Genomic DNA, 23325 nt, shown 5'->3' on the forward strand with positions numbered 1-23325 from the left:
CCCCATTCCTACCCGCGAGAGGCAGCATGATGGAGACCGCTCTCGACGTGCACCACGCCCTCACCGACGACGAGCTGCGCCGGCTGGACGCCTACTGGCGCGCCGCGAACTACCTCACCGTCGGGCAGATCTACCTGCTGGACAATCCGCTGCTGCGCGAGCCGCTGACCCCCGACGACATCAAACCCCGGCTGCTCGGGCACTGGGGCACCAGCCCCGGCCTGAACCTGATCTACGCCCACCTCAACCGGGTGATCGTGGCGCGCGACCTCAACGCCATGCTGGTCACCGGCCCCGGCCACGGCGGACCGGCCATCGTGGCCAACACCTGGCTGGAGGGCACCTGGTCGGAGCGCTACCACGACGTGGCCCGCAACGAGGCCGGGATGTCCCGGCTCTTCCGCCAGTTCTCCTTCCCGGGCGGCATCCCCAGCCATGTCGCGGCGGACGTGCCGGGCTCGATTCACGAGGGCGGCGAACTCGGGTACGCGTTGAGCCACGCCTACGGCGCCGCGTTCGACCACCCGGACCTGTTGGTGGCCTGCGTGATCGGCGACGGCGAAGCGGAGACCGGGCCGCTGGCCGGCAGTTGGCTCTCCGACGTCTTCCTCAACCCGGCGCGCGACGGCGCGGTGCTGCCCATCCTGCACCTCAACGGCTACAAGATCGCCAACCCGACAGTGCTGTCCCGGATCCCCGAGGCCGACCTGCTCGACCTCATGCGCGGATCGGGCTACCAGCCGTACGTGGTGGCCGGTGACGAGCCCGCCCGGGTACACCGGGCCCTCGCCGCGACGCTGGACCGTGTGCTGGGTGAGATCGTCGAGATCCAGCGGAGGGCACGCTCCGGAGGCGACGTCGAACGTCCCCGCTGGCCGATGATCATTCTGCGGACGCCGAAGGGCTGGACCGGCCCGCGTGAGGTCGACGGCACCCAGGTGGAGGGCACCTACCGCGCCCACCAGGTGCCCCTGTCGGGCGTACGCGACAACCCGGCGCACCGAGCCGAGCTGGAGCGCTGGCTGCGCAGCTACCGGCCGGAGGAGCTGTTCGACGCGACCGGCGCGCCGGTGGAGGAGCTGCTGACGCTTCCGCCGCGCGGTGACCGGCGGATGAGCGCCAACCCGGTCACCAACGGCGGCGTGGTGCTGCGCGACCTGACCCTGCCGGACTTTCGCGACTACGGCGTGGAGGTTCCCGAACCGGGTACGCCGATCGCCGGCGCGACAGGGGTGCTCGGCCCCTGGATCCGCGACGTCATCAGCGCCAACCCCCAGACGTTCCGGCTGTTCGGCCCGGACGAGGTCGCGTCCAACCGACTGGGTGCGGCGTTCGAGGTGACCGACCGGGCCTGGGTGGCCGCCACGGTGCCCGGCGACGACCACCTCTCCCCCGACGGGCGGGTCATGGAGGTGCTCTCCGAGCACCTGTGCCAGGGCTGGCTGGAGGGCTACCTGCTGACCGGTCGGCACGGCGTGTTCACCAGTTACGAGGCGTTCATCCACATCGTCGACTCGATGCTCAACCAGCACGCCAAGTGGCTGAAGGTGACCCGGGCCATCCCCTGGCGGCAGCCGATCGCCTCGCTGAACTACCTGCTCTCCAGCCACGTCTGGCGGCAGGACCACAACGGCTTCTCCCACCAGGACCCGGGCTTCATCGACCACGTCGTCAACAAGAAGGCCGAGGTGGTGCGGGTCTATCTGCCGCCGGACGCCAACACGCTGCTCGCAACGATGGACCACTGCCTGCGCAGCCGGCACTACATCAACGTGGTGGTGGCCGGTAAGCAGGCCGCCCCGAACTGGCTGACGATGACCGAGGCGATCCAGCACACCCGGCGTGGCCTGGGCATCTGGGAATGGGCCAGCAACGACGGCGGCACCGAACCGGACGTGGTGCTCGCCTGCTGCGGGGACGTGCCCACCCTGGAGACGTTGGCCGCCGTCGAGCTGCTGCGCCAGAACCTGCCGACCTTGAAGGTGCGCCTGGTCAATGTGGTCGACCTGATGCGACTCCAGCCGGACACCGAGCATCCGCACGGGCTGACCGACAACGAGTTCGACACCATCTTCACCCAGGAACGGCCGATCATCTTCGCGTACCACGGTTACCCATGGTTGATCCACCGACTCACCTACCGCCGCACCAACCACGAGAACCTGCACGTGCGCGGTTACAAGGAGGAGGGCACCACGACCACTCCGTTCGACATGGTGATGCTCAACGACCTGGACCGCTTCCACCTCGTCATCGACGTCATCGACCGGGTGCCCGGGCTGGCCGCCAGCGCCGCGCACCTGCGCCAACGAATGGTCGACGCCCGACAGGCGGCCCGCGACTACACCCGCGAGTACGGCGAGGACGACCCACAGGTCGCCGAATGGCGCTGGGTCCGCGAAACCGACCCGACCACCCCCTGAAGGAGGACGACGTGCGCGACGCGGAGATCCTGGTCGGCTACGACGGCTCCACCGACGCCTCGGTGGCTTTGAACTGGGCCATGGAGGAGGCGCGGCACAGCGGCCAGCCGGTGCGGCTGGCGTACGTCTTCGAATGGCTGACAGTGGCCAGTTGGGTCGGTCCGGGCGTGGCCCCCGGCGTGTGGCCGGACGACACCGCCCGCCGGCAGGTCGAGGACCTGGTCCGCAGGGCCGCGGCGGACGCCACCGCGGCGAACCCCGGGCTGACCATTACCGGCGAGGTGTACGACGGACCGCCCGCGCTGGTGTTGCAGGAACGCTCGGCGGACGCCGGGATGCTGGTGCTCGGCAGCCGGGGTCACGGCGGGTTCGGCGGCCTGCTCGCCGGGTCGACGGCGGTGTCGGTCGCCGCGCACGCCCACTGCCCGGTCGTGGTGGTCCGGGACGGGGCCGACAGCGCCGTGACCGACACGTCGGGCCGCCCGGTGGCGGTCGGGGTGGACGGCTCGGAGCCTTCGCTGGTGGCGCTCGGCTTCGCTGCCGAACGGGCGGCGCAGCGGCAGCTGCCGCTGCGCGTCCTGCACGCCTGGACACCGGGCCCCGGCGGGGCGGCCGGGGTGCCCGACGAGCGGGCCGGCGTGGAGCAGGCGCTGGAGCCGTGGCGGCGGACGTTCCCCGGACTGGCGGTGACCGTCGACCTGGAGTCGACCAACCCGGCGGCGATGCTGATCGAGGCGAGCCGGGACGCGCGGCTGGTAGTGGTCGGCAGCCGCGGCCGGGGTGGGCTGGCTGGAATGCTGCTCGGCTCGGTCAGTCAGCAACTCATCCAGCACGCCCACTGCCCGGTCGCTGTGGTCCGCGAACGCTGATCACGACGTGCCCCTTCGGCCGACAGCGGCGTCGGTCAGGCGGCGAGCACGGCGGCCTCCACTGCCGGGTCCAGCCCGATCGAGCTGCGCTGCGGTCGTCCGGCGCGCGGGGGAACCGCACCGACCTCGCGCAGCCAGCGCCAGGTGTCGCCGACGGTCTCGGTCACCGGCCGGCAGGTCAACCCGGCGGCCAGTGCCCGGGTCACGTCCTGCTCCAACAACCCCCGGTACGGGTGCCCGCGCGGCAGCCAGATCGGCAGGTCGCTCCACGGCTGCACCCCGGCGGCGAGGATCGACCTGCCGATCTGGCCAGCGTCTCCCGGTTGACGACCTCCTCCGCCTCGTCGCGACCGGCAGGTTCACGACCCGCCACAGCGAAGACCGGCCCCCGGCGGGTGGAGGTCGCGGCGGTAGACCCTCGTCCAGAATGCAGGAAAGCCACCCCGGGCATGGTCAACGAAGGCGCCGATTGCGAAACTGCTTCAATCTGCATCAGCACAACCCGGACGGAGCAGGGAATGTCCAGCACTCCGCTGTCCCTGCCGCAGCCAACCGCGCGGGCACCAGAGTTCGGCCGGGACGCGCTCATCGTCTGCGAGAACCTGGTGCGGATCTACCAGACCGGTTCGATTGAGGTGCAAGCACTGCAGGGCCTGGACCTGGCCGTGGAGAGCGGTGAGCTGGTCGCCGTCGTCGGTGCCTCCGGATCGGGCAAGTCGACACTGCTCTCCATCCTGGCCGGCATCGACGCCCCCACCGCCGGACGGGTCCGGGTCGACAGGTGGAACCTGCTGGCGATGTCCCGCGCGGACCGGGTGGACTACCGGCGGCACACCGTCGGGTTCGTACGGCAGCAGACGGCGAGCAACCTGATCCCCTACCTGACCGCACGCGAGATGGTGGACCTGCCGATGACGGCTGCCCGTACCGCGAAGCAGGAGCGCCGGGAACGCGCGGCCGAGCTGCTGGACAGCCTCGGTGTCGCCGACTGCGCCGATCGCCGCCCCGGGCAACTCTCCGGAGGGCAGCAGATGCGGGTCGCGATCGCCGTGGCGCTGGCCAACCAACCGCGGGTCCTGCTCGCCGACGAGCCCACCGGCGAGCTGGACGCCGCCACGTCCGCGGAGGTCTTCGGCGTGCTGCGGGACGTCAACCGGCGCTACGGCGTCACAGTGGTCGTGGTGACCCACGATCCGGAGGTCAGCGGCCAGGTCGAACGGACCGTCGCGATCCGGGATGGACGCACCAGCAGCGAGGTGCTGCGCCGCACCACCACCGACGCGGAGGGCGACACGCACACGATCGCCGAGGAGTACGCCGTGATGGACCGGGCCGGGCGGGTCCAGGTGCCCCGCGAGTTCCGCGAGGCGCTGGCGCTGACCCGACGCGTCCGGCTGGCCCTGGAACCCGACCACATCACGATCCACCCCGACTCGGGAAGCGGCGAATGAGCAGCGAGCCACTGCTGAGCGTGCGCGACGTACACCGGCGCTTCCGCACCGGGCCGACAGTCGTACACGCCCTGAACGGCGTGTCGTTCGACGTGGCCGCCGGTTCGATGGTGGCGCTCGTCGGCCGGTCCGGCTCGGGCAAGACCACCCTGCTCAACGTCATCGGTGGCCTGGACCGTCCGGACGCCGGCACCGTGCGGGTCGACGGCATCGACGTCACGGCGCTCGACGAGGATGGCCTGTCCCGGCTGCGGCGGGAGAAGGTGTCGTACGTCTTTCAGAGCTTCGGGTTGATCCCGGTGCTGTCGGCCGCGGAGAACGTCGCGGCCCCGCTGCGGATGGCCCGCGTCGCCCCGGCCGAGCGTGAGCGGCGGGTCGAGTTGCTGCTGGAGCTGATCGGCCTGGCCGACCACGCCGGGCAGCGGCCGGCCGAGCTGTCCGGCGGCCAGCAGCAGCGGGTGGCGATCGCCCGCGCGCTGGCCGCCTCGCCCCAGCTTCTGCTCGCCGACGAGCCCACCGGGCAACTGGACGCCGAGACAGGTCTGTCGGTGATGGCCCTGCTACGCGGGATAGTGGAATCCGAGGGCGTCACCGTACTGGTGTCGACGCACGACGCGGTGATGATGGCCCTGGCCGACAGGGTGATCCGTATCCACGACGGGCACCTCGACGAACAGGCGGCCGGGCAGTCGCACGCGCCAGTGCCAGACGCCGGGTGACGCGACGATGAGGCTGGTCAGCCGGCGCGCCCGCGCGCAGTGGCCGTTGCTGGCAGCCCTCCTCGGGGTCGTCACGATCGGCGCGACCCTGTTGGGTACCTGCACCCTGTTGGTCACCCACACCGCCGAGCGGGCGTTGGAGGTCGCCCTGGCCCGCGCCGCCCCCGCCGCCGTCGACGTGACCGTCTACACCGGCACCGTCGAGGGCCGGGACACGTCGTCCGTCGCCGCCGACACCCGCACCGTGGTGGCCTCCACGCTCGCACCGTTTCCGGTGACGACAAGCGCGCGGGCGTCGACGGTGCTGCGGGCGCTGCCGCCCGCGCTCGCCGCTGGCACCACAGTGCCGGCCCAGGCGTACCTGTCGGGGCTGGACGACCTGCCGACCCGAGCCGAGTTGGTCACCGGGCACTGGCCACAGCACCCTGGCGACGCGGTGCTGCTGGAGTCCACCGCACAACTGCTCGGCCTCACCCCCGGTGACCGGGTACGCCTCGGCGCCGAGCTGGCCCACGCGCCCGTCCCGGCCGTCGACGTGGTCGTCGTCGGTGTGGTGCGCCCGCTGCCGGGCCGCGGCTGGGACCGCGACCCGCTGGCAGCGGCCGGCTCCGCCACCGGCTATCGGGACGGCCGCTTCCAACAGCCGGTCAACGCCTACGGCCCGTTCCTCGTCGACCTCGCCGACCTGGTCACCACCGGCGCCACGGTCGACCGGCTGGAGGTCACCGCCCATCCGGACCTGTCCGACAGCAACCGCCACGACCTGGAGACCGTGGCTGGGGCCGTCGGCAGTGCCGACGGCCGGCTGGCGGGCACCCTCGGCGAGCGCGTCCGGCTCGCACGTGTCGCCTCCGAACTGCCACTGACCCTGCGGGCCGCCGACGACCAACGGCACGTCACCGCCGCCGTCGTGCTGGCCATCGCCGTCCTCGGCGGTGTCCTGGCCGCGACGGCACTCGTCCTCGCCGGCCGTCTGACCACTGGCATACGCGCCGACGAGACCGCCCTGCGGTCCGCCCTGGGCACCAGCCGTCGCCAACTCGCCGCCACCGCGACACTCGAGGCCGGGCTCGTCGCCGCCGTCGCCGCCGCGATCGCGATACCGGCCTCGTCGGCCCTGCACGCCGGCCTGACCCACCTGCCGCCGCTGGACGGCGCCGGCCTGACCGTCCGGCCGGCGATCGCCGGTGCCCAGGTCCTCGCGGTCGCCGGTGGCGCGCTGGTGCTCGCCGCCGTACTCGTCGTCCTGGCGATCCGGCCCGTCCCGACAGCCGGCGACCAGCGAACCCGCCGCGAACTGCTGGCCCGATCCGGCGCCGACCTGATGCTCGCGGTGTTCGCCGCCGCCGGATGGTGGCAGCTGTACGCGCAGTCCGCCGCCGCCAGCCCACGCGCCGACGCGGTCCGGGTGCTCGCGCCGGCGCTGCTGCTCATCGCGGGCGCCGCCCTGGCTCTCCGGGTGGTACTGCCCGCCCTTCGCGGCGCCGACCGGCTGGCGTACCGCGCCCGAGGGCTGGCACTTCCGCTGGCGGTCTCCGAGGCCGCCCGCCGGCCACAGGCGGTCGCCGCCGGACTGCTCGTCGGACTGGCCTGCGCGGCCGGAACCTTCGGTCTCGCCTTCGACGACACGTGGCACCAGTCGCAGCGCGACCAGGCCGCGCTCGCCGTCGGCACCGACCTGGCCCTCACCCTCAGCACGGCGCCGGTGGCCGGAGACGGCGCGATCGTCAGCGCGGCCACCGCGGGGGCCGTGAGTCCGGCCCTCGACCGTGGCACCGCCGTCGGTCAGTGGCTCGGCAACGCCGGCGACGCGCCGCGCCTGGTCGCCGTCGACACCACCCGCGCCGACGCGCTGCTACGCGGGCGGCTGGACAACGACAGCGGGTGGGCGGACGTGGGCGCCACGCTGGCACCACGCACCCGGGTCAACGGCCTCGCCGTTCCGGCTGGCGCCCCACTCGTCCTGACCGGGACCGCCGCCGGCGACATTCCGCTCGTCGTGACGCCTCGGCTGATGCTGCAGGACGCCACCGGCCTCCGCACGTCCTGCACCGGTCCCGCCGTACCGCTCGACGGCCAGGAGTTCCGGCTGCCCGCCTGCGCGAACGCTGACGGGCTGCGCCTCGTCGCGGTCGCCCTGCCGGTCACCGCCGACGCGGTCGGCGGACCCGTCGCCATCGCCGTCACACTCACAGTGCCGCCCGCCGGGTCGGCCGAGAGGCCCACTGACGGATCAGATTGGACCGCCACGTCCGCGCCGCCGGTCCCGAGCAGGTTGAGCGACCCGACCGTCACGGTGTCCGCCACCCCGACGGGGACCACGCTGCGGATGGCCGCGACCGTCGACCTCGGCGGCGCCGAGGACGCCGCCCGGACCCTCGTCGCCACCGCCTTCCCGAACCCGGGCCCGGTGCCCGTCGCCGTCTCCGCCCGCTTCGCCAGCGAGGTCGGCGCCGAGAACGGCAGCAAGCTCAGCGTCACTGTCGGCATCACGCCCGTCCCGGTCGTCGTCACCGAGGTCGTGCCGACCGTGCCGTCCGCCCCCGGCGCCGTCGCCGTCCTGGCCGACTTGGACACGCTGTCGCGCGCACGTGCCGTCACCGGCGACCTGACGTTCCCGGTGGACGCCTGGTGGGTCGGCCACCCGGCCGGCCCCGATGCCGCCGAGCGGGCCGCCGCCCTGTACCTGGGCACCGTCGCGACCCGTGAGGCGGAGACCGCCCGCCTCACCGGCGGCCCGCTGCTCGCCGGGCTGCCGGCGGCACTCCGCCTCATCGTCCCGGCCGCGGCCCTGCTCCTGCTCGCCGGTGTCGTCCTGCACGTCACCTGTGACCTCCAGGTCCGCGCCGTCGAGGTGACGCGACTGCGCGGCCTGGGGATGACCCGGCGCGGCATCCGGGCCGTGCTGCTCGGCCAGCACGCCGGCGTTCTGCTGCCCTTGCTCGCGGCGGGCGCGGCCGTCGGCGCGCTCGCCACCCGCGTCGTCGCTCCCCTGCTCGTGCGCTCCGAAACCGGTGCCGCGCCCGTCCCGGCCACCCAGCCACACTGGCCGTGGCCAGCCGAGGCCGCACTGCTCGCCGTACTGCTGGCCGGATGCATGCTGGTGGTCGCCATCGTGGTCACCGTCCAGGTCCGCCGGGCCGACGCCGCGCACCTGCGGGTGGCCCCGTGAACCGGTGGCTGACCCGCTGGCGGCCGGCGCTGCACTGGCCCAGCATCCGTGGCCGTGGCCGTACCGACGCCGGACCGTTGCTGCTCACCGCCGCCGTCATCGCAGCCGTCGCGCTGCTCGCCGGGGCCGCGCCGCCGCTGCTGCGCGCCGCCGCCGACAACGCCGTCCAGGACACGGTCCGCCGCGCCGGCAGCGACTCGAACGTCCTCGTACACGCCAACTGGGAACGCGACGACGGGCCGACCGGCGGGCGGGTCCGGATGCCCAGCCTCGCCGAGGCCCTCGACAACTTCCGCGCCCGGGCGACATCCGCGCTCGGGCCCGATCTCGATGCCGCGTTGCTCCCGCCCCTCGCCACTGCCAACGGCCCGATCCTCGACATCACCGGCGGCAGCGCGCCGCGTACCTTCCAGTTCACCTACCTGGCCGGCGACAACGGCGGCCCGGACGTGACCTGGATCGCCGGCAGCCCACCCGGCCCCGCCGTCTCCGACCAGTACGTCGAAATCCCCTACGACGGGCCGCCCTGGCCGGTGCAGGTCGGCCTCTCCGAGGCGGACGCCGCCGCACTCGACCTCGGTCCCGGCGATCGAATTCCGCTCAAGGACGGCCGGGGTCGCGACAAGGACGTCCGGATCAGCGGGATCTACCGACCCACGGACGGCGACGACCCAGCCTGGCGGCTCGCCCCGGCGCTCCTGCGCCCCGTGCCCGGCGCCGACGGCGTGGGGACCACCCGGTTCGCCGGCCTGCTGTCGCGAGAGTCGTTACCGGACGCCCGGCTCGCCGTCGACGAGGACCAACTGCGGCGCACCATCCACTTCGCCCCCGTTCCCGACGCGCTCACCTGGGATGCCACTGCGGCGCTCGCCAGCCAGGTGGTCAAGCTCAAGGCGACCTCCGGCTCGTCGAGCGACCGCGAGCAATCCCTGAAGTGGGAATCGCAGCTCGACGCCGCCCTACGCGAGGCAAGTGCCCGCAACAGCGCCGCTTCCACACAGGCCGCCGTCCTGCTCGCCGGCGTACTGACCGCCACGGCGCTGGTCCTGCTGCTCGCCGCCGACCTGCTGGTCCGCCGCCGTACCCCGGTGCTGAGCGCCGCCCGGCAGCGCGGGGCGGCGCTACCCGACCTCGGTGCGGAACTGATCATCGAGTCCACAGTGGTGTCGGTGTCGGCCGCCGCCGTCGGGCTCGCGCTCGCCCGCGCGGCCGCCCCGGGCGTCTCCTGGACCTGGGCCGTTCCCGTGGTCCTGGCCGGTGTTGTCGCCGGGCCGGCGTTCGGCACCCTCGCCGCCGCCCGCGCCAGCCGTGACCGGCGCCAACCCGCCAACCCGGCCGCTCGGCGCTGGATCCGGGCCACCGGCCAGTTGCGCCGCACCGCAGCGGAGGCCGCCGTCCTGATCGCCGCGGTCGCCGCCTTCGTCACACTGCACCAGCGCGGGCTCCTGCCCCTGGCCTCCGACGGGGACAACGGCGAGCTGACCGGTGACCTCATCCTGCCGATCAGTGCCCTCGCCTTGGGCGCGCTCGTCGGCGCGCTCGTCCTGCTCCGGCTGTTGCCCCTCGGGGCGCGGTTCTCGCTCCGACAGGCCCTACGCTCGCGCCGCCCGCTGGCCGTGTTCAGTGCCGCCCAGGCGGCCACAACGGCCGGGCGCGCGCTGCCGCTGCTGGTTCTGGTCAGCACCACGGCACTCGCGTCGTTCGCGCTCATCCTCGGCGCCACAGTCACCCGAGGCCTGACCGACGGCGCGTGGAGCACCGTCGGCGCCGACGCCCGCCTCGACGTCGGCGCCGACGCCGAGGCCGCCACGCCCGCGCTCGCCGAGCGCATCGCCGCCGCACCCGGGGTAGGGCAGGTCGTCGTCGCGCAGGTGACCGACTCCGCACGCGTCTTCACCGAGTCGACGCTGCTCACCCCACGCCTGGTCGTCGTGGACACCGCGGCGTTCCAGCGCCTGCTGGCCACCACTCCCCTGCCCGACGTCCCGGCGCTGGCCCGGCTCACGGCACCCGGTCCTGGCCCCGGGGAGGTCCCAGCGCTGGTCCGCTCGACTGACGGCGGTCTGCGCACCGGCACGCGGCTGCAGCTACCCCGGGACGGCGCCCCGGCGATCCGTCTCGCCGCCGTCGGTACCGCACCCTCCGTCGGCGGCGTCGACGACGTCGTCATCGTGGACGCCACGACCCTCGCCGTCGCCGGGCTGCCCGCCGTTCCGAATACCGTCTGGGTCACCGGCCCCGGCGCGGCGCGGGCCGTGTCGAACACCGGAATCGCCTCCGACGTCGTGCTGCGTGCGGACGTCCTGCGGGCGCAGCGGGTTGCTCCGCTGACGGCGGGGCTGGTACGGCTGGCGTGGACCGTCGCCGCGGTGCTGCTGGCGCTGGGTCTGCTCGGCCTCACGCTCTCCGCCGCCGCCGGTGCGTCGCAGCGGTGGCAGACCCTGACCCGGCTGCGGACCCTCGGCCTGCGGCCACGCGACGCCCGCTGGGTCGCCGCCGGAGAACTGCTGCCGCCGGTAGTGGTCACCGCGGTGTGTGGCCCGCTACTCGGGGCCCTGCTCGCACGTCTGACGCTCGGCCCGCTCGACCTGCGGCTGCTCACCGGCCAGGCCGCCGACCCGACGGCTGTCCTGCCGTGGTGGTTGCTGGGCCTGGTCAGCGTGGCACTGCTGGCGACGGCCGCCACCGTCGTACCTGTCGAGTCGGCGCTGCGGCGACGCGACAGGCTGAGCGAGGTACTTCGCGCCGGCGAGTGACCGAGGGTCTCCCGGTGCGGGAAGCAGAAACGGCGAGACCCGCTACCGGAGATCCGGTAACGGGTCTTCTGATCCACTTGCAGAGATGGTGGGCGATACTGGGTTTGAACCAGTGACCTCTTCCGTGTCAGGGAAGCGCGCTCCCACTGCGCCAATCGCCCGTGGCGGCCCCGTGGGGCGCATCGCGAGCGGACGACGGGATTCGAACCCGCGACCCTCACCTTGGCAAGGTGATGCGCTACCAGCTGCGCTACGTCCGCACGTCTCCGGCAAGCGCCGGTGACAGGTGAACTCTACCCGATGCCAAGATCGCTTGGAACGGCACCCTGACTGGTCGCGGTTGCGCTGGTCCCCGCCGGGGTACTGAAGGGCTCGACAGCGCACCACACCCCCTTAAGGAGGCTGTCGTGGGTATCGGCACCAGCATCTTCCTGATCGCGCTCGGCGCGATCCTCACCTTCGCACTGGACGCGAGCGTCGGCGGCATCAACCTCGACGTGGTCGGCTGGATCCTGATGGGCGCCGGCGTGCTCGGCCTGATCATGACCACGCTGATCTGGGGTCGCCGCCGCCAGGTCGTCACCACCACCGAGCAGCCGGTGGAGTACCGCCAGGTCGAGGAGCGGCGGGACATCGCCCCGCCGCTGTGACCCGGCCAGACCCACAGCTGGCGGAGCCGCCAGACCACAGTGATTCCAGGCCGGCCGCCTCGCCGAAGGCGGCCGGCCTCTCGCACCCGTGACCCCGCACGCACCAGACGCCGGGTAGGCGTCGCCGCCGCCGGTGAGTGGACCATCGCGCTCCGGCGTTGCCGGTGGAATCAGAACTCGATGACCAACCGGCCGCGTACCCCTCCGGCTTCCAGGAGCTGATGCGCGCGGGCCGCCTCCTGCGGCGGGAACCGGCCGGCGACCCGCAGGGTCAGCGCACCCTCCTCGGCGAGTCGCCGAAGCAGGTCGAGTTTGTCGCGGCGCCCGTCGTACTCGTGCACGTACGCGGACACCATGTCGATCCTCCGCTGGTCGGCCTGCGCCCGCAGCACCGGATCGGGCCCGCCGCGCAGCAGCGCCACGGCACCACCCTCGCGCACGGCGGGCAGCAACGCGCCACCGAGCAACGCGGTGTCGACAGCGGCGTCCACCCCGTCCGGGGCATGCTCCCGGAAGCGGTCGGCGACACCCGGGCCTCGGGTCACCGTCACGTCGGCGCCGAGCGCCGCTACCAGTTCGGCGTCATTCGGCGCCGCGTCGGCAAACACTCGGTGACCGGCGGCCTTGGCGAGCTGAACCGCGTACCCGCCAACGGCACCGGCCGCGCCGGTCACCGCGAGGGTGCTGCCGGGCGGCAGCCGCAACTGGTCCAGGGCATGCAGGGCGGTCAACCCGTTCAACGGCAGCGTGGCCGCCTCGGCGAGTGACACGCCGGCCGGAGCGGGCACCACCCAGGCCTCCGGGAGCACGACCCATTCCGCGTACCCGCCGCCGGCCGCCCGGGTCGGGTTGACCATGGCCATCACCGGGTCACCCGGGGCGAGTGCGCCACTGGTGCCGGAACCCACCTCGTCGATGGTGCCGGCGATGTCCTGGCCGGGCAGCAGCGGGTCGCTGCCGCGCAGTCGCACCGGCGTCATACCGGCCCGGATCAGGGTGTCCGCCGGGTTGACCGACGCGGCGCGTACCCGGATGCGGACCTCGCCCGGGCCCGCGTGCGGCGTCGGGAGCTCGACAACCCGCAGCACCTCAGGCCCGCCGTAGCGCAGCAGTCCGACCGCTCTCATGCTCGACTCCTCATTCGGGTGAACGGCCGACCACCGTGTCCGGCGGTCAGTTCAGGCAGGTGAGCGCGACCTCGGCGTAACGCGTCAGCGCCGCCCGGTCCGGGTTGATGGCACCCATCACCCGCAGGCCCTGGAGGCTGGTGACCAGGAAGCCGGCCAGGTCGGTGGCGCTGCGGTCGGTGGTGATCTGCCCCCGCAGCTGCGCCTCGGCGAGCAGGTCGTAGAGCGCCAACTCCAGGGACTGGGTGGTCGAGCGAAGCCGCTCGGCGACCCGCACGTCCTGGTGCGCCCGTTCCATCGACGCCCCGACGATGAGGCAGGAGAGGTGCCGGCCGTCGCCGGTGATGTCGTCCACCGTGCCGATGAACACCTCACGGATGACCGCCCGCGCGTCGTTGCCCGAGCGCAGCAGATCGACCATCGGTGTGGCATAGCGCTGCCGGTACAGGTCGAGCACCGCCAGGTAGAGGCCGTCCTTGCTGCCGAACGCCGCGTAGATCGAGCCGCTGCCCAGGCCGGTCGCCTCGGAGAGGTCCCGCATGGAGGTGCCCTCGTAGCCCTTGCTCCGGAACACGTCCATGGCAGCGTCGACTGCGGCGTCGAGGTCGAACTCACGGGTGCGGGCCATGGCTGAACGCTACCCGCTATCTGGAACGATCGACAAAGTACCGCCGGTCACAGCCGCCGCTCCGAGAGCCGTTTCCGCTGGCCGAAGGGTGTGCCGGCCCGCGTTACGATCCAGATCATGGAGCCTCTCGACACGGTGCTGGCCGCGCACCGGGCGTACCTGCTCGGTTGGAACATCGGTGTCGCGGGGGGTCCGGACCTTCCGACCTACCGCAGTGACGTGCCGCACGCACCCCTCAACGGTGTGCTGCGGGTGGTCGGGCGCACACCACGGGACGCGCTCGTCGCAGCCCGGAAGCGCCTGCACGGCGTACCCCGCATCTGGTGGGTCGGCCCGGACAGCGACGCCGGCACCGCGGACGGCCTGGTCTCCCTCGGCGCGGTGCAGGTCGCCCGCATGCCGATCATGACCGTGCGAATCGGGGCGGTGGCCGAGGTGCCGACTCCCGCCGGCGTGCAGATCGCCGAGACGACCGACCTCGCCGCGTTCGTCCCGGCCTATGCCCGGGTGTCCGGAATCCCGGCGGACGGTGTGGCGGCGACGATCGAACGGGAGAAGGCGTTCACCGGCGACGGCACCGTGCTGCGCCTGGCCGGTCGCCTCGATGACGGTCGGATCGTCGCGACGGCCGTCGCCTGGATCAGCCATGGTCTGGTCACCCTCTACTTCGTCGGCACCCAGCCAGAGCAGCGCCGCAGGGGCATCGGAGCGGCCATGACCAGGGCGGCGCTCTATCTGGCTGCCGAGCGGGGCGCCCGCACCGCCGCCCTCACCTCGTCGGCAGTCGGCGAGTCGGTCTACCACGGCCTCGGCTTCCGGCCGGTGGGCGAGTTCCGCCTGTTGACCTTCTGAAAGCGAACGAGCGACCCGGCGAGCCCGAGTGGATCACGGGGTGGCCGGCCGGCGGAAACCATTGACTACGGGGTTCAGACAGCGTTGTCTTCTACTGGCGCCTGGGGAGGTACGACAGTGATCGACGATGTGTCCCTCGTGTTCTGTGTGACCGCCGACGTGTCGGTGCGCGAGCGGATGGTGCGGCGCCTGGACGGACTCGGCACCCTGGTGATCTGCACCGACCTCGCGGAGTTGCAGGCGATGATCGGCGGGCCGGTCATCAGCGGGCCGGCGAGGCTCCCCACCCCCACCACCGCGTCCGCCCCCGCTCCAGCCGCCGCCGCAGCCGCTCCAGCCGTCGGCGTGGCCGGCCAGATCAACCTCGGTGACCTCACCATCGACCCGCTCGACCATCGGGTGACGTGGCGCGGACAACCGCTGGCCCTGACCCGACTCGAGCGCAACCTGCTCACCCAACTCGCCACCGCACCGGTCGGAGTCTGGACCTACCAGCGGCTCTTCGAATCGGTCTGGGGCTGCGCGTTCCTCGGCGACACGTCGATCCTGCACTCGGCCGTGAAGCGGTTACGTCGCAAACTGCACGCCGTCGACGACGCACTGCGCGTGCACACGGTGCGAGGCATCGGCTACCGGCTCAGCGTCGACTGATGGCCGGGGCCTCCGACGCGTTCCGGTGAAACCTCCGACCTTCATCCACCGAGCGGGGATCTCCGGACCGGGACGGTTGTTCGACGACCGACCCGCCTGTTCGAGTTCCTGTCCGAGCGATGCCTTGACCAGCCCGGACAGGACTGTCCTGTTCGGAACAACTGCGAGCCCTTCCCAGCGCCCGGCCTAGCTCGTGACGATCCCTCTGATCCCCTGACGGGTTGGGCAGAACGCCCGTCGCCCTCTCGGGGACCACTCTCGAGGGAGGCATCCGTATGGGACGCACGCCGTTGGCAGCCCGGACCACTGTGGCGCGCGGCGCCGGCTGGCGCCGACTCCTGGCGACGCTGACGGCGTCGGTCGTCCTCCTGTCCACCGCCGCCCTGATTCACGCGGCTCCCACCCAGGCAGACCCGAAGGCACCACCACCGGCGCCCGACTCCCCGGCGGCCGACCCGTCGGAGGTGGCCCCCGGCAAACGCGCCGCACTCCTGGGGCCGCGTTGGCGGACCTCGAAAGACCGGGCCTGGGTCACTTCCGGGGATGCGGACGGGCTGCACGTCCTGGTGGCCGACGCGCGGGAGGGCTACCGCTGGCGCACGGCGGCGACCTTGTCCGAGCCGGGCTTCGACACCGACAGGTGGATCGGGAACGCGTGCGTGACCGGCTCCGGCCGGCGTCTCGTCGTGGCCTACGCGCCACGCACCTTCACCAACGAGGCGGCGCTGTTCGACCGGGGGGCGTTCACGGCGGTGGTCGACCTGACCACAGGGGCGGTGGTGAAGCTGCCGGTGCTGTCGTCGCTTGCCTACTTCAGCCCGGCCTGCGGGGTCGACGAGAGCGCCGTACTGACCCAGGCGCGTACGGCCGACCAACCCGGAGACTCCGCCACCCGGACGCGGCTAATCCGGGTGAACGCGGCCAGTGGGAGGACCGACACGCCACTGACCCTGGATGGTCAGGTGACCTCCGCCGTTCCGATGGCCAACGGGCAGATCGTCGCGGTCGACGCCAATCGGCTGATCCGCATCGACGGTACGGGTAGACGGGTCGCGGTCGCCGGCACGAGCGGGGTGCCGTTCCGGCTGGTCGCGGGTTCGGACGGGGGTGTGTCCTTCCTCGACCGCGAGGGCGACGTCGCTTCGGTCCGGCGGGTGGACGCCACCACCGTGACCCGAGCCAGAGCCGGTCAGCGCCGTCCCGCAGGACCACTGCACACCGTCGCGAGGGGCAGGCTCACCGAGATCGACCTGGCGCCGGGAGCCGGTGGGCGCACGTTCGTCACAGGTGCGGCACGGCGCCCCGACGATGCGGGCCCCGCAGGCCCGGTGCGGCTACTGCCCGTACCGAAGGGCGCCGAGCTGTCCACCCTCGGTGGGGCTGCCACCATCACCAACTCCTGGACCCCCGAACACGGTGGTGACAGTTCGGCAGCCCGTACGGTCGGGTTGACCCTGTCCTTCACCTCCACCGGCAAACAGGCCGCGTTCACAGTGGACCCCGGCACCGACCGGACCGCGGCCGCCGGCCGGGACATGCACCCGTCACTGGTCGCGGGAAAACCCGCAAACGCTCGCAAGTCGTCCACGACCACCGCGGCCGGCTCCCCGAGCAATCCGGTCGAGGAGGAGCGGACCTGCTCGGTACCGCGTAACGATCCACGCAACCAGGCGCTCCAGCCCAAGCCACGCCAGGTGGAGTGGGCGGCTAACCAGGCGGTGAAGAACGCACTCACTGTCGCGCGGCCGGCGAACTGGAAGAGCCTCGGCATGCCCGCGTACACGCCGCAGGGGCTGTTCCCACCGGTGCCGCTCGACGGCGGGGGCGCCGTACCCGCGCAGATCCTGCTGGGCATCGCCGCCCAGGAGTCCAACACCTGGCAGGCGTCCAGCAACACCGCCCCGGGCGTCACCGGCAATCCCCTGATCGGCAACTTCTACGGCCGCCAGGTCTACGACGACGACGCCGGGAACGACTGGGACGTCGACTTCGCCGAGGCCGACTGCGGGTACGGGGTCATGCAGGTCACCGACCGGATGCGCCGGGCAGGTCGGGAACGACCTGGTGACGGGCCCGCCCTGCCGTACGAGACGCAGCGCGCCGTCGCGTTGGACTTCGCCGCCAACATCGCCGCCGGGATGACAATCGTTCAGGAGAAGTGGAACGAGACCCGGCGAGCCGGTCTGATCATCCACGGCGGCCAGGCGCATTTCCTGGAGAACTGGTTCTTCGCGTTGTGGGCGTACAACTCGGGGTTCCACCCACAGAGCACTGCCGCCCAGAACAACGGCGCCTGGGGAGTGGGGTGGATCAACAACCCGGCGAACCCGATCTACCCGGCGAACCGGCTGCCGTTCATGGACTCGACGGCGGCCGACGCCTCCAACCCACAGCGATGGCCCTACCAGGAGAAGGTGCTGGGCTTCGCGGCTCGCCCCAACGAGGTGCTGGAGGCCCCAAACGTCCTCGTCGCGCAGTTCCGCCCGGCGCAGTGGAACGGGGGTCCCGTCGCCGGTCCGGTGAACCGACGCGGGGTCAAGCCGCCGGTCAACCTGTTCTGCGATGCCACGAACAACTGCGAGCCCGGCGCGCAGCACGAACCGACCGCGCCCGGCCTCGAAGAGCAACCGCCGGGGCCGTGCGCCCACCGCAACGCCGCCGGCCAGTTCGACCTGAAGTGTTGGTACAACAAGGCGGTCAGCTGGAAGCCGAACTGCCTCGACACCTGCGGCTACGAGTTCATCCGGTTCGACGAGGGATACGCCTACCAGGAGGACGGCACCTCCTACCCGCCACGGTGCACCCGTGACGGTCTACCCACCGGCGCGTTGGTCATCGACGACGTCCCGGCCGACGTCCCCGCCATCCGCCCCAACTGTCCCGGTACGGGTCCCCAGGCCGGCACCTTCACGCTGAACTTCGCGATGGACACCGCAGGGTTGTTCCCCTCGAAGGTGGACTTCCACCAGTTGGGTAGTGGCTTCGGCGGCCACTTCTGGATGGCGCACACCCGGCACCGGGACATGCGCGACGGCAAGCAGAAGGTCTCCGGCACCTGGGCACTCAGCCAGCCGATCCACGGCTGGACCCGGGTCATGGTCCACCTGCCTCAGCAGGGTGCGTGGACCCGGCAGGCCGACTATGTCATCGACCTCGGGAACGGGCAGACCCGTCACCGGGTGGTGAATCAGGCGGTCCAGGCACTCACCTGGGTCGACCTCGGGGTATTCCCGCTCGCCGGCGATGCCCGGGTACGGCTGAGCACCGAAACCGTCGACGGTGACGGTGAGGACGCGGTGGCCTTCGACGCGGTCGCTTTCGTGCCCACCACGAAGCCGTTGGCCAACTACGTGGCGATGGGTGACTCCTACTCGTCCGGTGAGGGCGTCGCACCGTACTTCACCAACAGTGACTACAAGCGTTCCAACGGCGACGTGAACGACTGCCACCGCTCTCGGACCGGGGCCTTTCCCACCCAGGTGAAGCTGCCCGGCCACACCAAGACGATCGCGCAACAGGCCGCCGAGGGCACTGCCTCGTTCGGCTTCATCGCCTGCTCCGGCGCGATCTCACCGGAGGTCAGTCTCGACGCCGCCAACGACCCGCCCGCGTCCAGCGACGTCGCTGGGCACACGGTGTGGGGTGACGTCGGTGGCACGTGGGGGCGCAAGTCGCAGAAGAGCGGCGAGGTCATCCAGGTCGACCAGGGGTGGCTCGACGTCGACACCACCCTCGTGACGCTCACCATCGGAGGAAACGACGCCCGGTTCGCCGAGGTCATGCGCAGCTGCATCGCATCCCAGGACTCCTGCTACTCGCCGTCGCACAAGCTCACCCGAGGCAACGGCAAGGTCGATCCCGAAGCACTGCGGGTCTACGGGAAGAAGATCATCCGGGATTGGCTGGGAGAACACCTCGAAGCCACCTACCGGGCCGTCGCCGCCAAGGCCCCCAACGCGCAGATCCTCGTCCTCGGATATCCGCAACTCTTCCCCGACAAGCCCGCCTCGAGCGGCTGCATCGGCATCGAGAAGACCTCCCTGCACTTCCTCAACACCCTCGGCGACCTGCTCAACATCGCCATTGCGAACACCGTCGAGAAGGTACGGCAGGACGGCGTGAACATCCGATTCCTAAACTCGACCCAGACCTGGCGGGAGGGCGTGGCCCACTGGGCGTGCTCCTTCATGACCATCGAGTGGAGCAACGGCGTCATCGCCACTGCCTCCCCGGGCAGTGGCCAGGAGGTGCCGGGCAGGGGCAGCTTCCATCCCACCGCCGAGGGACAACAGCAACTCGCGGCGATCGTCAACAAGCAACTGAACGGGGTGAGTACGGCGGCGACCGTGAAGCAGCGGATCCTCGACTACGTCGCCACCCGGACACCGAAAAACGGACGTTGGGTGGTCAGCGACGCGCAGGCGCTGCACGCCGCCGAGACGTGCCTACGACTCAGCGCCCACGGGGGAGTCGTCGGCGACCCGTGCATGGATCTTCCCCTGATCTTTCCCACGACCGGAAACGCAGCCGGCGCAGCCGAGAATGATCTCGACGCACTCGTCGCCAACCCGCCCTGGGTTCACCTCAACTTCGTCAGCAACACCGAGATGGAAAAGGTGCAGAGCCGGGACTGGATGGACTCCGCGCCATATGCCCAGAGCGCCTGCCCGGATCCGCGTGTGCCCACCGGCCACCAGTGCGACGAGTATCCCTTCTACTCCAGCGCGCTCGCCGCCGCATGGGACTTCATCGAGGGCGAAACGTCACCCAGCTCGACGAAACTCAAGATGATCCCGGCGCCGGAGAACAGAGCCGAGGGCAGCGCGTTGCGGTGGTTCTACCCGACCTGCGGCATACCGACCGGAACATATGTCGGCTCCGCGAACGGTGGCCAACCACTGACGGTCGGCGGCGGCTATCTGACCATCCCGATCGTCACCGACCCGCCCTCCCAGGCGCCGTTCACCTTCTACGTCTGCTGATCAACCAGCCAGAGGAGAGAATCATGCTCAAAACGGTCCGAAGAGTCGTGGCGGTGCTCACGCTCGTGATCACCACGGTGATCACCGGGCTGACGGTGATGGCGCCTCCCGCCTCCGCAGCCGAGTGGGATCCGACGATGCCATCAGAGTGGCGCCGGCGTGCGCTCTTCGCCGGAGGCATTCCGTCGAACCTGCGCCTGGACGTGCAGTACGGGGGCGGACATGGAACGCCTGTTCACCTGTGGTCTTCCAGTAACGCACCGACCCAGGTCTGGGTGGAGGAGGCAGCCGACCAGGGCGGCTTCTACCTGCATCCCGGATTCAACCGTTGGCTCTGCCTCGACTTCGACGGCGACCGGGCGGCCGGAGCAACCCTCAAGGTCAACAACTGCAACGGCTCCGCGTCCCAACGCTGGCACGAGGGTTTCCAGTACGACCACGCCTTCGGCCTGGTCACGCACAGCGACAACCAGTACTGCGTCGATGTCCCGACCAGCAACTTTTCGAGCGGGCAGATCCTGCAGATCTGGGGCTGCAACCAGACCAACGCTCAGCGGATCTATCACGCTGGCTGTTACGAGGACAGCTGCCTGGGACGTAACCCGGAGACCATGGGGTGCGGGCTCGTCTCGCAGGTTCGAGTCGACTTCACTGTCAACAGCAGTCGGGTCACCCTGCACTACTCATCGACCTGCAATTCCAATTGGGGTCGGATGACAGCCGGCCAGGGAATCAATATTGGCAGAAAGGTCCTGATACAGCGGTACTGGCACCGCGTCATCCAAGACCAGTTCTCATCGGATTACCTCCTCGGAGGTCAAACCGGATTTACCTCGATGTACGGCCGGGGTCTCGGCTGGACATTCTCGGTGTGCTTCGACGACACGCATAACGGCGGGCCACTCGAGTGCAGCGGGCTGGTGCGATGAGCCTCCGGGCCGGATAATCCGGATGGCCGGACGCCCGGTCGGGACGAAACCGTCTCGATCGGGCGTCTACTGGCTCTCGACACAAGGCCACACAAACGGAACGGCTCGTTACCGGACTTCCGGTAACGAGCCGTTCACCTGCTGGTGGGCGATACTGGGTTTGAACCAGTGACCTCTTCCGTGTCAAGGAAGCGCGCTCCCACTGCGCCAATCGCCCGTGCTTGTTGCCGAGGTGGGGACGGGATTTGAACCCGCGTACACGGCTTTGCAGGCCGTTGCCTCGCCTCTCGGCCACCCCACCGAGGTTGCCCCCGTCATACGTGGCGGCAGCTCCGAGCGGACGACGGGATTCGAACCCGCGACCCTCACCTTGGCAAGGTGATGCGCTACCAGCTGCGCTACGTCCGCACGCCCCCGGACGTTCCCGGGTGACGGATGAGAACTTTAGCCGAGTGGGTGTTTGACTGCCAACTCGGGGTCGCCTCGGCGCGTCAGGGGTGGCCGGGGCTGGAGCGGGAGTCACTCTCGGTCGGCTTCCTAGGGGGCTGACCCAGTAGCTGGATCCAGCACGGACCGTCACACTCCGACATTCCTCGGCAATGATCGTCATCATCGCGTCGCATGCCCGACCATCGACGTCTCCGCCACCCGGCACCGGGCAGCGGACCTCGATGAACACTCTCCGTGGAACGACAGACGACACCCGAAAGAAGTGTCCGGCTTCCGACTGTCACCGCGCGGATCGGCGCGTGGTGGTAACTGTTCGTGTTCACTCGGATGGGCTACGGTAACGGTCGTGACGAGACGTGCGGCCGAGATCCGCCTGGATGCCCTGCTGCGCACCGCCTGCGACGTGATCGTGGAGCGCGGTCTGGCCAACACCCGGACAGCGGACGTGGCGAATGCCGCGGGCGTGAGTCAGGCGTTGGTTTTCTACCACTTCGCCACCAAGGAGCGGCTGCTCGCGCAGGCCTTCGCGTACGCGGTCGAGCAGGATCTGGCCCGACTCGACGCGGTGACCCGCTCCTCGGCCACACCACTGACCAAGCTCCGCCGGATCCTCAAGCTCTACACCCCGGCTGGGCGGGCGACCTCCTGGTCCATGTGGATCGACGGCTGGTCGGAGTCGCTGCGTACGCCCGAGTTGGAGAAGGTCTCCCGGCGGCTCGACCTGCGCTGGCGGCAGGACCTGGCCGCGGTGATCACCGCAGGGGTGGCCGACGGCACCTTCCAGTGCGCCGACCCCGACGGGGCCGCCTGGCGGATCAGCGCGGTGATGGACGGCCTCGCCGTCCAACTCGCCGTGCACGACCGGGTGATCTCCCGCCGCCAGTTCGGCGAGTGGGTCCGGCTGGTCACCTCCCGAGAGCTCGGCCTGGACCCGGCCGACCTGGACTGAGCTGGGCAACCCAGCAGCGATCCCCCGCACCGGGCCGGGCAAAACGGACTCAGTCCGCCCCGTCGACCGGAACAATCGGCAGCATGGACCTCCTGGAGGCGTACCGCCGGAGCCTGGCCGAATTCATCGACCGGGTGGATCAGATCGAGCCCGGCCAGTGGTCCGATCCGACACCCTGCTCGGACTGGGACGTCCGCACGCTCGTGAACCACGTGGTGACCGAGGACCGGTGGAGCGTTCCGCTGCTCGCCGGCCGGACCATCGACGAGGTCGGCGACCGGCTCGACGGTGACCAACTCGGCGCCGACCCGATCGCGACGGCCCGGGAGGCCGCCGCGCAGGCCGAGATAGCCGCCACCCACCCCGGCACCATCGATCGCACAGTGCACCTCTCCGCGGGCGACACCCCGGCCACCGAGTACCTGCGGCAACTCCTCGCCGAGCACCTCGTGCACGGCTGGGACGTGGCGGTGGCCATCGGCGCACAGCCCCGGCTCGACCCGGACGCGGTGCACGCCGCCGCCCAGTGGTTCGCCGGTCAGATCGACGCCTACCGGCGCAACAAGCTGGTCCACACCGGCGTACGGGTGCCCGACGACGCCGACGAGCAGGACCACCTGCTGGCCGCGTTCGGCCGCGACCCCGACTGGGCGCCGAGCGACTGAGCGAATCTCCGATCTGTTGGTGCGATAGCGGCTCGGGACCTTGCCGCGACCT

Annotated in this window: 15 protein-coding genes, 5 tRNA genes and 1 pseudogene; 13 read left to right on the forward strand and 8 right to left on the reverse strand. The window is 71.2% G+C overall.

From position 1 onward, the window contains the following. The first annotated feature begins 29 nt into the window (after positions 1–29). Both NIE111_RS05035 and NIE111_RS05040 read left to right on the forward strand, forming a co-directional pair. Positions 30–2423 (forward strand): phosphoketolase family protein, encoded by a 2394-nt coding sequence (locus tag NIE111_RS05035; RefSeq protein ID WP_238683387.1) that lies wholly within the window; start codon positions 30–32, stop codon positions 2421–2423. An 11-nt stretch (positions 2424–2434) separates the two neighbouring features. Beyond that, positions 2435–3292, forward strand: coding sequence for a universal stress protein (locus NIE111_RS05040; RefSeq protein WP_238683265.1), 858 nt, complete (start codon positions 2435–2437; stop codon positions 3290–3292). A 35-nt stretch (positions 3293–3327) separates the two neighbouring features. Here NIE111_RS05040 and NIE111_RS05045 read toward each other — a convergent pair. Next, a pseudogene (locus NIE111_RS05045) lies at positions 3328–3585 on the reverse strand (reductase); the annotation flags it as partial. Positions 3586–3810: 225 nt separating this feature from the next. Between NIE111_RS05045 and NIE111_RS05050 the strand changes: the two are divergent. From NIE111_RS05050 to NIE111_RS05065, 4 genes are read left to right on the forward strand one after another with little or no spacing between them, the layout of a single operon-like run. Further along, positions 3811–4743 carry an ABC transporter ATP-binding protein gene (locus NIE111_RS05050; protein ID WP_238683266.1) on the forward strand — a complete coding sequence of 311 codons (933 nt, stop codon included), beginning with the start codon at positions 3811–3813 and terminating at the stop codon, positions 4741–4743. Next, on the forward strand, positions 4740–5462 hold the full coding sequence (locus tag NIE111_RS05055; RefSeq protein ID WP_238683267.1) for an ABC transporter ATP-binding protein: 723 nt from the start codon (positions 4740–4742) through the stop codon (positions 5460–5462). The genes NIE111_RS05050 and NIE111_RS05055 overlap by 4 nt, the downstream gene beginning before the upstream one ends. 7 nt (positions 5463–5469) lie before the next feature. Next, positions 5470–8634 (forward strand): permease, encoded by a 3165-nt coding sequence (locus tag NIE111_RS05060; RefSeq protein ID WP_238683268.1) that lies wholly within the window; start codon positions 5470–5472, stop codon positions 8632–8634. Then, a complete protein-coding gene (locus NIE111_RS05065; protein WP_238683269.1) occupies positions 8631–11390 on the forward strand; it encodes an FtsX-like permease family protein in 2760 nt (919 codons plus the stop codon). Before NIE111_RS05060 ends, NIE111_RS05065 begins: the two co-directional genes overlap by 4 nt. A gap of 86 nt (positions 11391–11476) precedes the next feature. On the opposite strand, the gene NIE111_RS05070 is transcribed toward NIE111_RS05065, so the two are convergent. Together NIE111_RS05070 and NIE111_RS05075 are read right to left on the reverse strand one after the other, a co-directional pair. After that, a tRNA-Val gene (locus NIE111_RS05070) sits at positions 11477–11551 on the reverse strand. Between the two features lie 26 nt (positions 11552–11577). After that, positions 11578–11650: transfer RNA gene (locus NIE111_RS05075), tRNA-Gly, on the reverse strand. Positions 11651–11797: 147 nt separating this feature from the next. Here NIE111_RS05075 and NIE111_RS05080 point away from each other — a divergent pair. Beyond that, a complete protein-coding gene (locus tag NIE111_RS05080) occupies positions 11798–12040 on the forward strand; it encodes a DUF6458 family protein (RefSeq protein ID WP_091400768.1) in 243 nt (80 codons plus the stop codon). A gap of 170 nt (positions 12041–12210) precedes the next feature. Here the strand turns inward: NIE111_RS05080 and NIE111_RS05085 are convergent, their stop codons facing one another. Beyond that, the gene (locus NIE111_RS05085; RefSeq protein WP_238683270.1) at positions 12211–13167 is read right to left on the reverse strand and encodes an NADP-dependent oxidoreductase; all 957 of its coding nucleotides are present in this window, start codon (positions 13165–13167) and stop codon (positions 12211–12213) included. Between the two features lie 46 nt (positions 13168–13213). Further along, a complete protein-coding gene (locus tag NIE111_RS05090) occupies positions 13214–13795 on the reverse strand; it encodes a TetR/AcrR family transcriptional regulator (protein WP_112585044.1) in 582 nt (193 codons plus the stop codon). A 117-nt stretch (positions 13796–13912) separates the two neighbouring features. On the opposite strand from NIE111_RS05090, the gene NIE111_RS05095 reads away from it, so the two are divergent. The 4 genes from NIE111_RS05095 (at position 13913) to NIE111_RS05110 (ending at position 21209) form a co-directional block, all read left to right on the forward strand. After that, positions 13913–14647: a GNAT family N-acetyltransferase gene (locus NIE111_RS05095; protein ID WP_238683271.1), complete on the forward strand. Its 735-nt coding sequence runs from the start codon at positions 13913–13915 to the stop codon at positions 14645–14647. 177 nt (positions 14648–14824) lie between these two features. Beyond that, positions 14825–15298: a winged helix-turn-helix domain-containing protein gene (locus NIE111_RS05100; RefSeq protein WP_274530705.1), complete on the forward strand. Its 474-nt coding sequence runs from the start codon at positions 14825–14827 to the stop codon at positions 15296–15298. A 275-nt stretch (positions 15299–15573) separates the two neighbouring features. Then, entirely contained in the window at positions 15574–20280 is a 4707-nt protein-coding gene (locus tag NIE111_RS05105; RefSeq protein ID WP_238683272.1) for a golvesin C-terminal-like domain-containing protein, read from the forward strand. A gap of 23 nt (positions 20281–20303) precedes the next feature. After that, a complete protein-coding gene (locus tag NIE111_RS05110; RefSeq protein WP_238683273.1) occupies positions 20304–21209 on the forward strand; it encodes a ricin-type beta-trefoil lectin domain protein in 906 nt (301 codons plus the stop codon). A gap of 142 nt (positions 21210–21351) precedes the next feature. On the opposite strand, the gene NIE111_RS05115 is transcribed toward NIE111_RS05110, so the two are convergent. From NIE111_RS05115 to NIE111_RS05125, 3 genes are all read right to left on the reverse strand, one after another. Next, positions 21352–21426 (reverse strand) — tRNA-Val (locus NIE111_RS05115). A 13-nt stretch (positions 21427–21439) separates the two neighbouring features. Further along, positions 21440–21510: transfer RNA gene (locus NIE111_RS05120), tRNA-Cys, on the reverse strand. A gap of 34 nt (positions 21511–21544) precedes the next feature. Further along, positions 21545–21617: transfer RNA gene (locus NIE111_RS05125), tRNA-Gly, on the reverse strand. A 388-nt stretch (positions 21618–22005) separates the two neighbouring features. Between NIE111_RS05125 and NIE111_RS05130 the strand changes: the two genes are divergently transcribed. Beyond that, positions 22006–22608 carry a TetR/AcrR family transcriptional regulator gene (locus NIE111_RS05130; RefSeq protein WP_210783237.1) on the forward strand — a complete coding sequence of 201 codons (603 nt, stop codon included), beginning with the start codon at positions 22006–22008 and terminating at the stop codon, positions 22606–22608. Between the two features lie 83 nt (positions 22609–22691). After that, complete coding sequence (locus NIE111_RS05135) at positions 22692–23273, forward strand: TIGR03086 family metal-binding protein (protein WP_238683274.1); 582 nt, start codon at positions 22692–22694, stop codon at positions 23271–23273. Positions 23274–23325 lie beyond the last annotated feature (52 nt).

Origin of the sequence: Micromonospora hortensis (assembly GCF_022230935.1) — a bacterium.
GTDB lineage: Bacteria > Actinomycetota > Actinomycetes > Mycobacteriales > Micromonosporaceae > Micromonospora > Micromonospora hortensis.

Coding starts and splice junctions, on each gene's coding strand:
- NIE111_RS05105 (WP_238683272.1), top strand. CDS start 15,574: ATGGGACGCACGCCGTTGGCAGCCCGGACCACTGTGGCGCGCGGCGCC.
- NIE111_RS05100 (WP_274530705.1), top strand. CDS start 14,825: ATGGTGCGGCGCCTGGACGGACTCGGCACCCTGGTGATCTGCACCGAC.
- NIE111_RS05060 (WP_238683268.1), top strand. CDS start 5,470: ATGAGGCTGGTCAGCCGGCGCGCCCGCGCGCAGTGGCCGTTGCTGGCA.
- NIE111_RS05110 (WP_238683273.1), top strand. CDS start 20,304: ATGCTCAAAACGGTCCGAAGAGTCGTGGCGGTGCTCACGCTCGTGATC.
- NIE111_RS05090 (WP_112585044.1), bottom strand. CDS start 13,795: ATGGCCCGCACCCGTGAGTTCGACCTCGACGCCGCAGTCGACGCTGCC.
- NIE111_RS05085 (WP_238683270.1), bottom strand. CDS start 13,167: ATGAGAGCGGTCGGACTGCTGCGCTACGGCGGGCCTGAGGTGCTGCGG.
- NIE111_RS05035 (WP_238683387.1), top strand. CDS start 30: ATGGAGACCGCTCTCGACGTGCACCACGCCCTCACCGACGACGAGCTG.
- NIE111_RS05095 (WP_238683271.1), top strand. CDS start 13,913: ATGGAGCCTCTCGACACGGTGCTGGCCGCGCACCGGGCGTACCTGCTC.
- NIE111_RS05050 (WP_238683266.1), top strand. CDS start 3,811: ATGTCCAGCACTCCGCTGTCCCTGCCGCAGCCAACCGCGCGGGCACCA.
- NIE111_RS05135 (WP_238683274.1), top strand. CDS start 22,692: ATGGACCTCCTGGAGGCGTACCGCCGGAGCCTGGCCGAATTCATCGAC.
- NIE111_RS05055 (WP_238683267.1), top strand. CDS start 4,740: ATGAGCAGCGAGCCACTGCTGAGCGTGCGCGACGTACACCGGCGCTTC.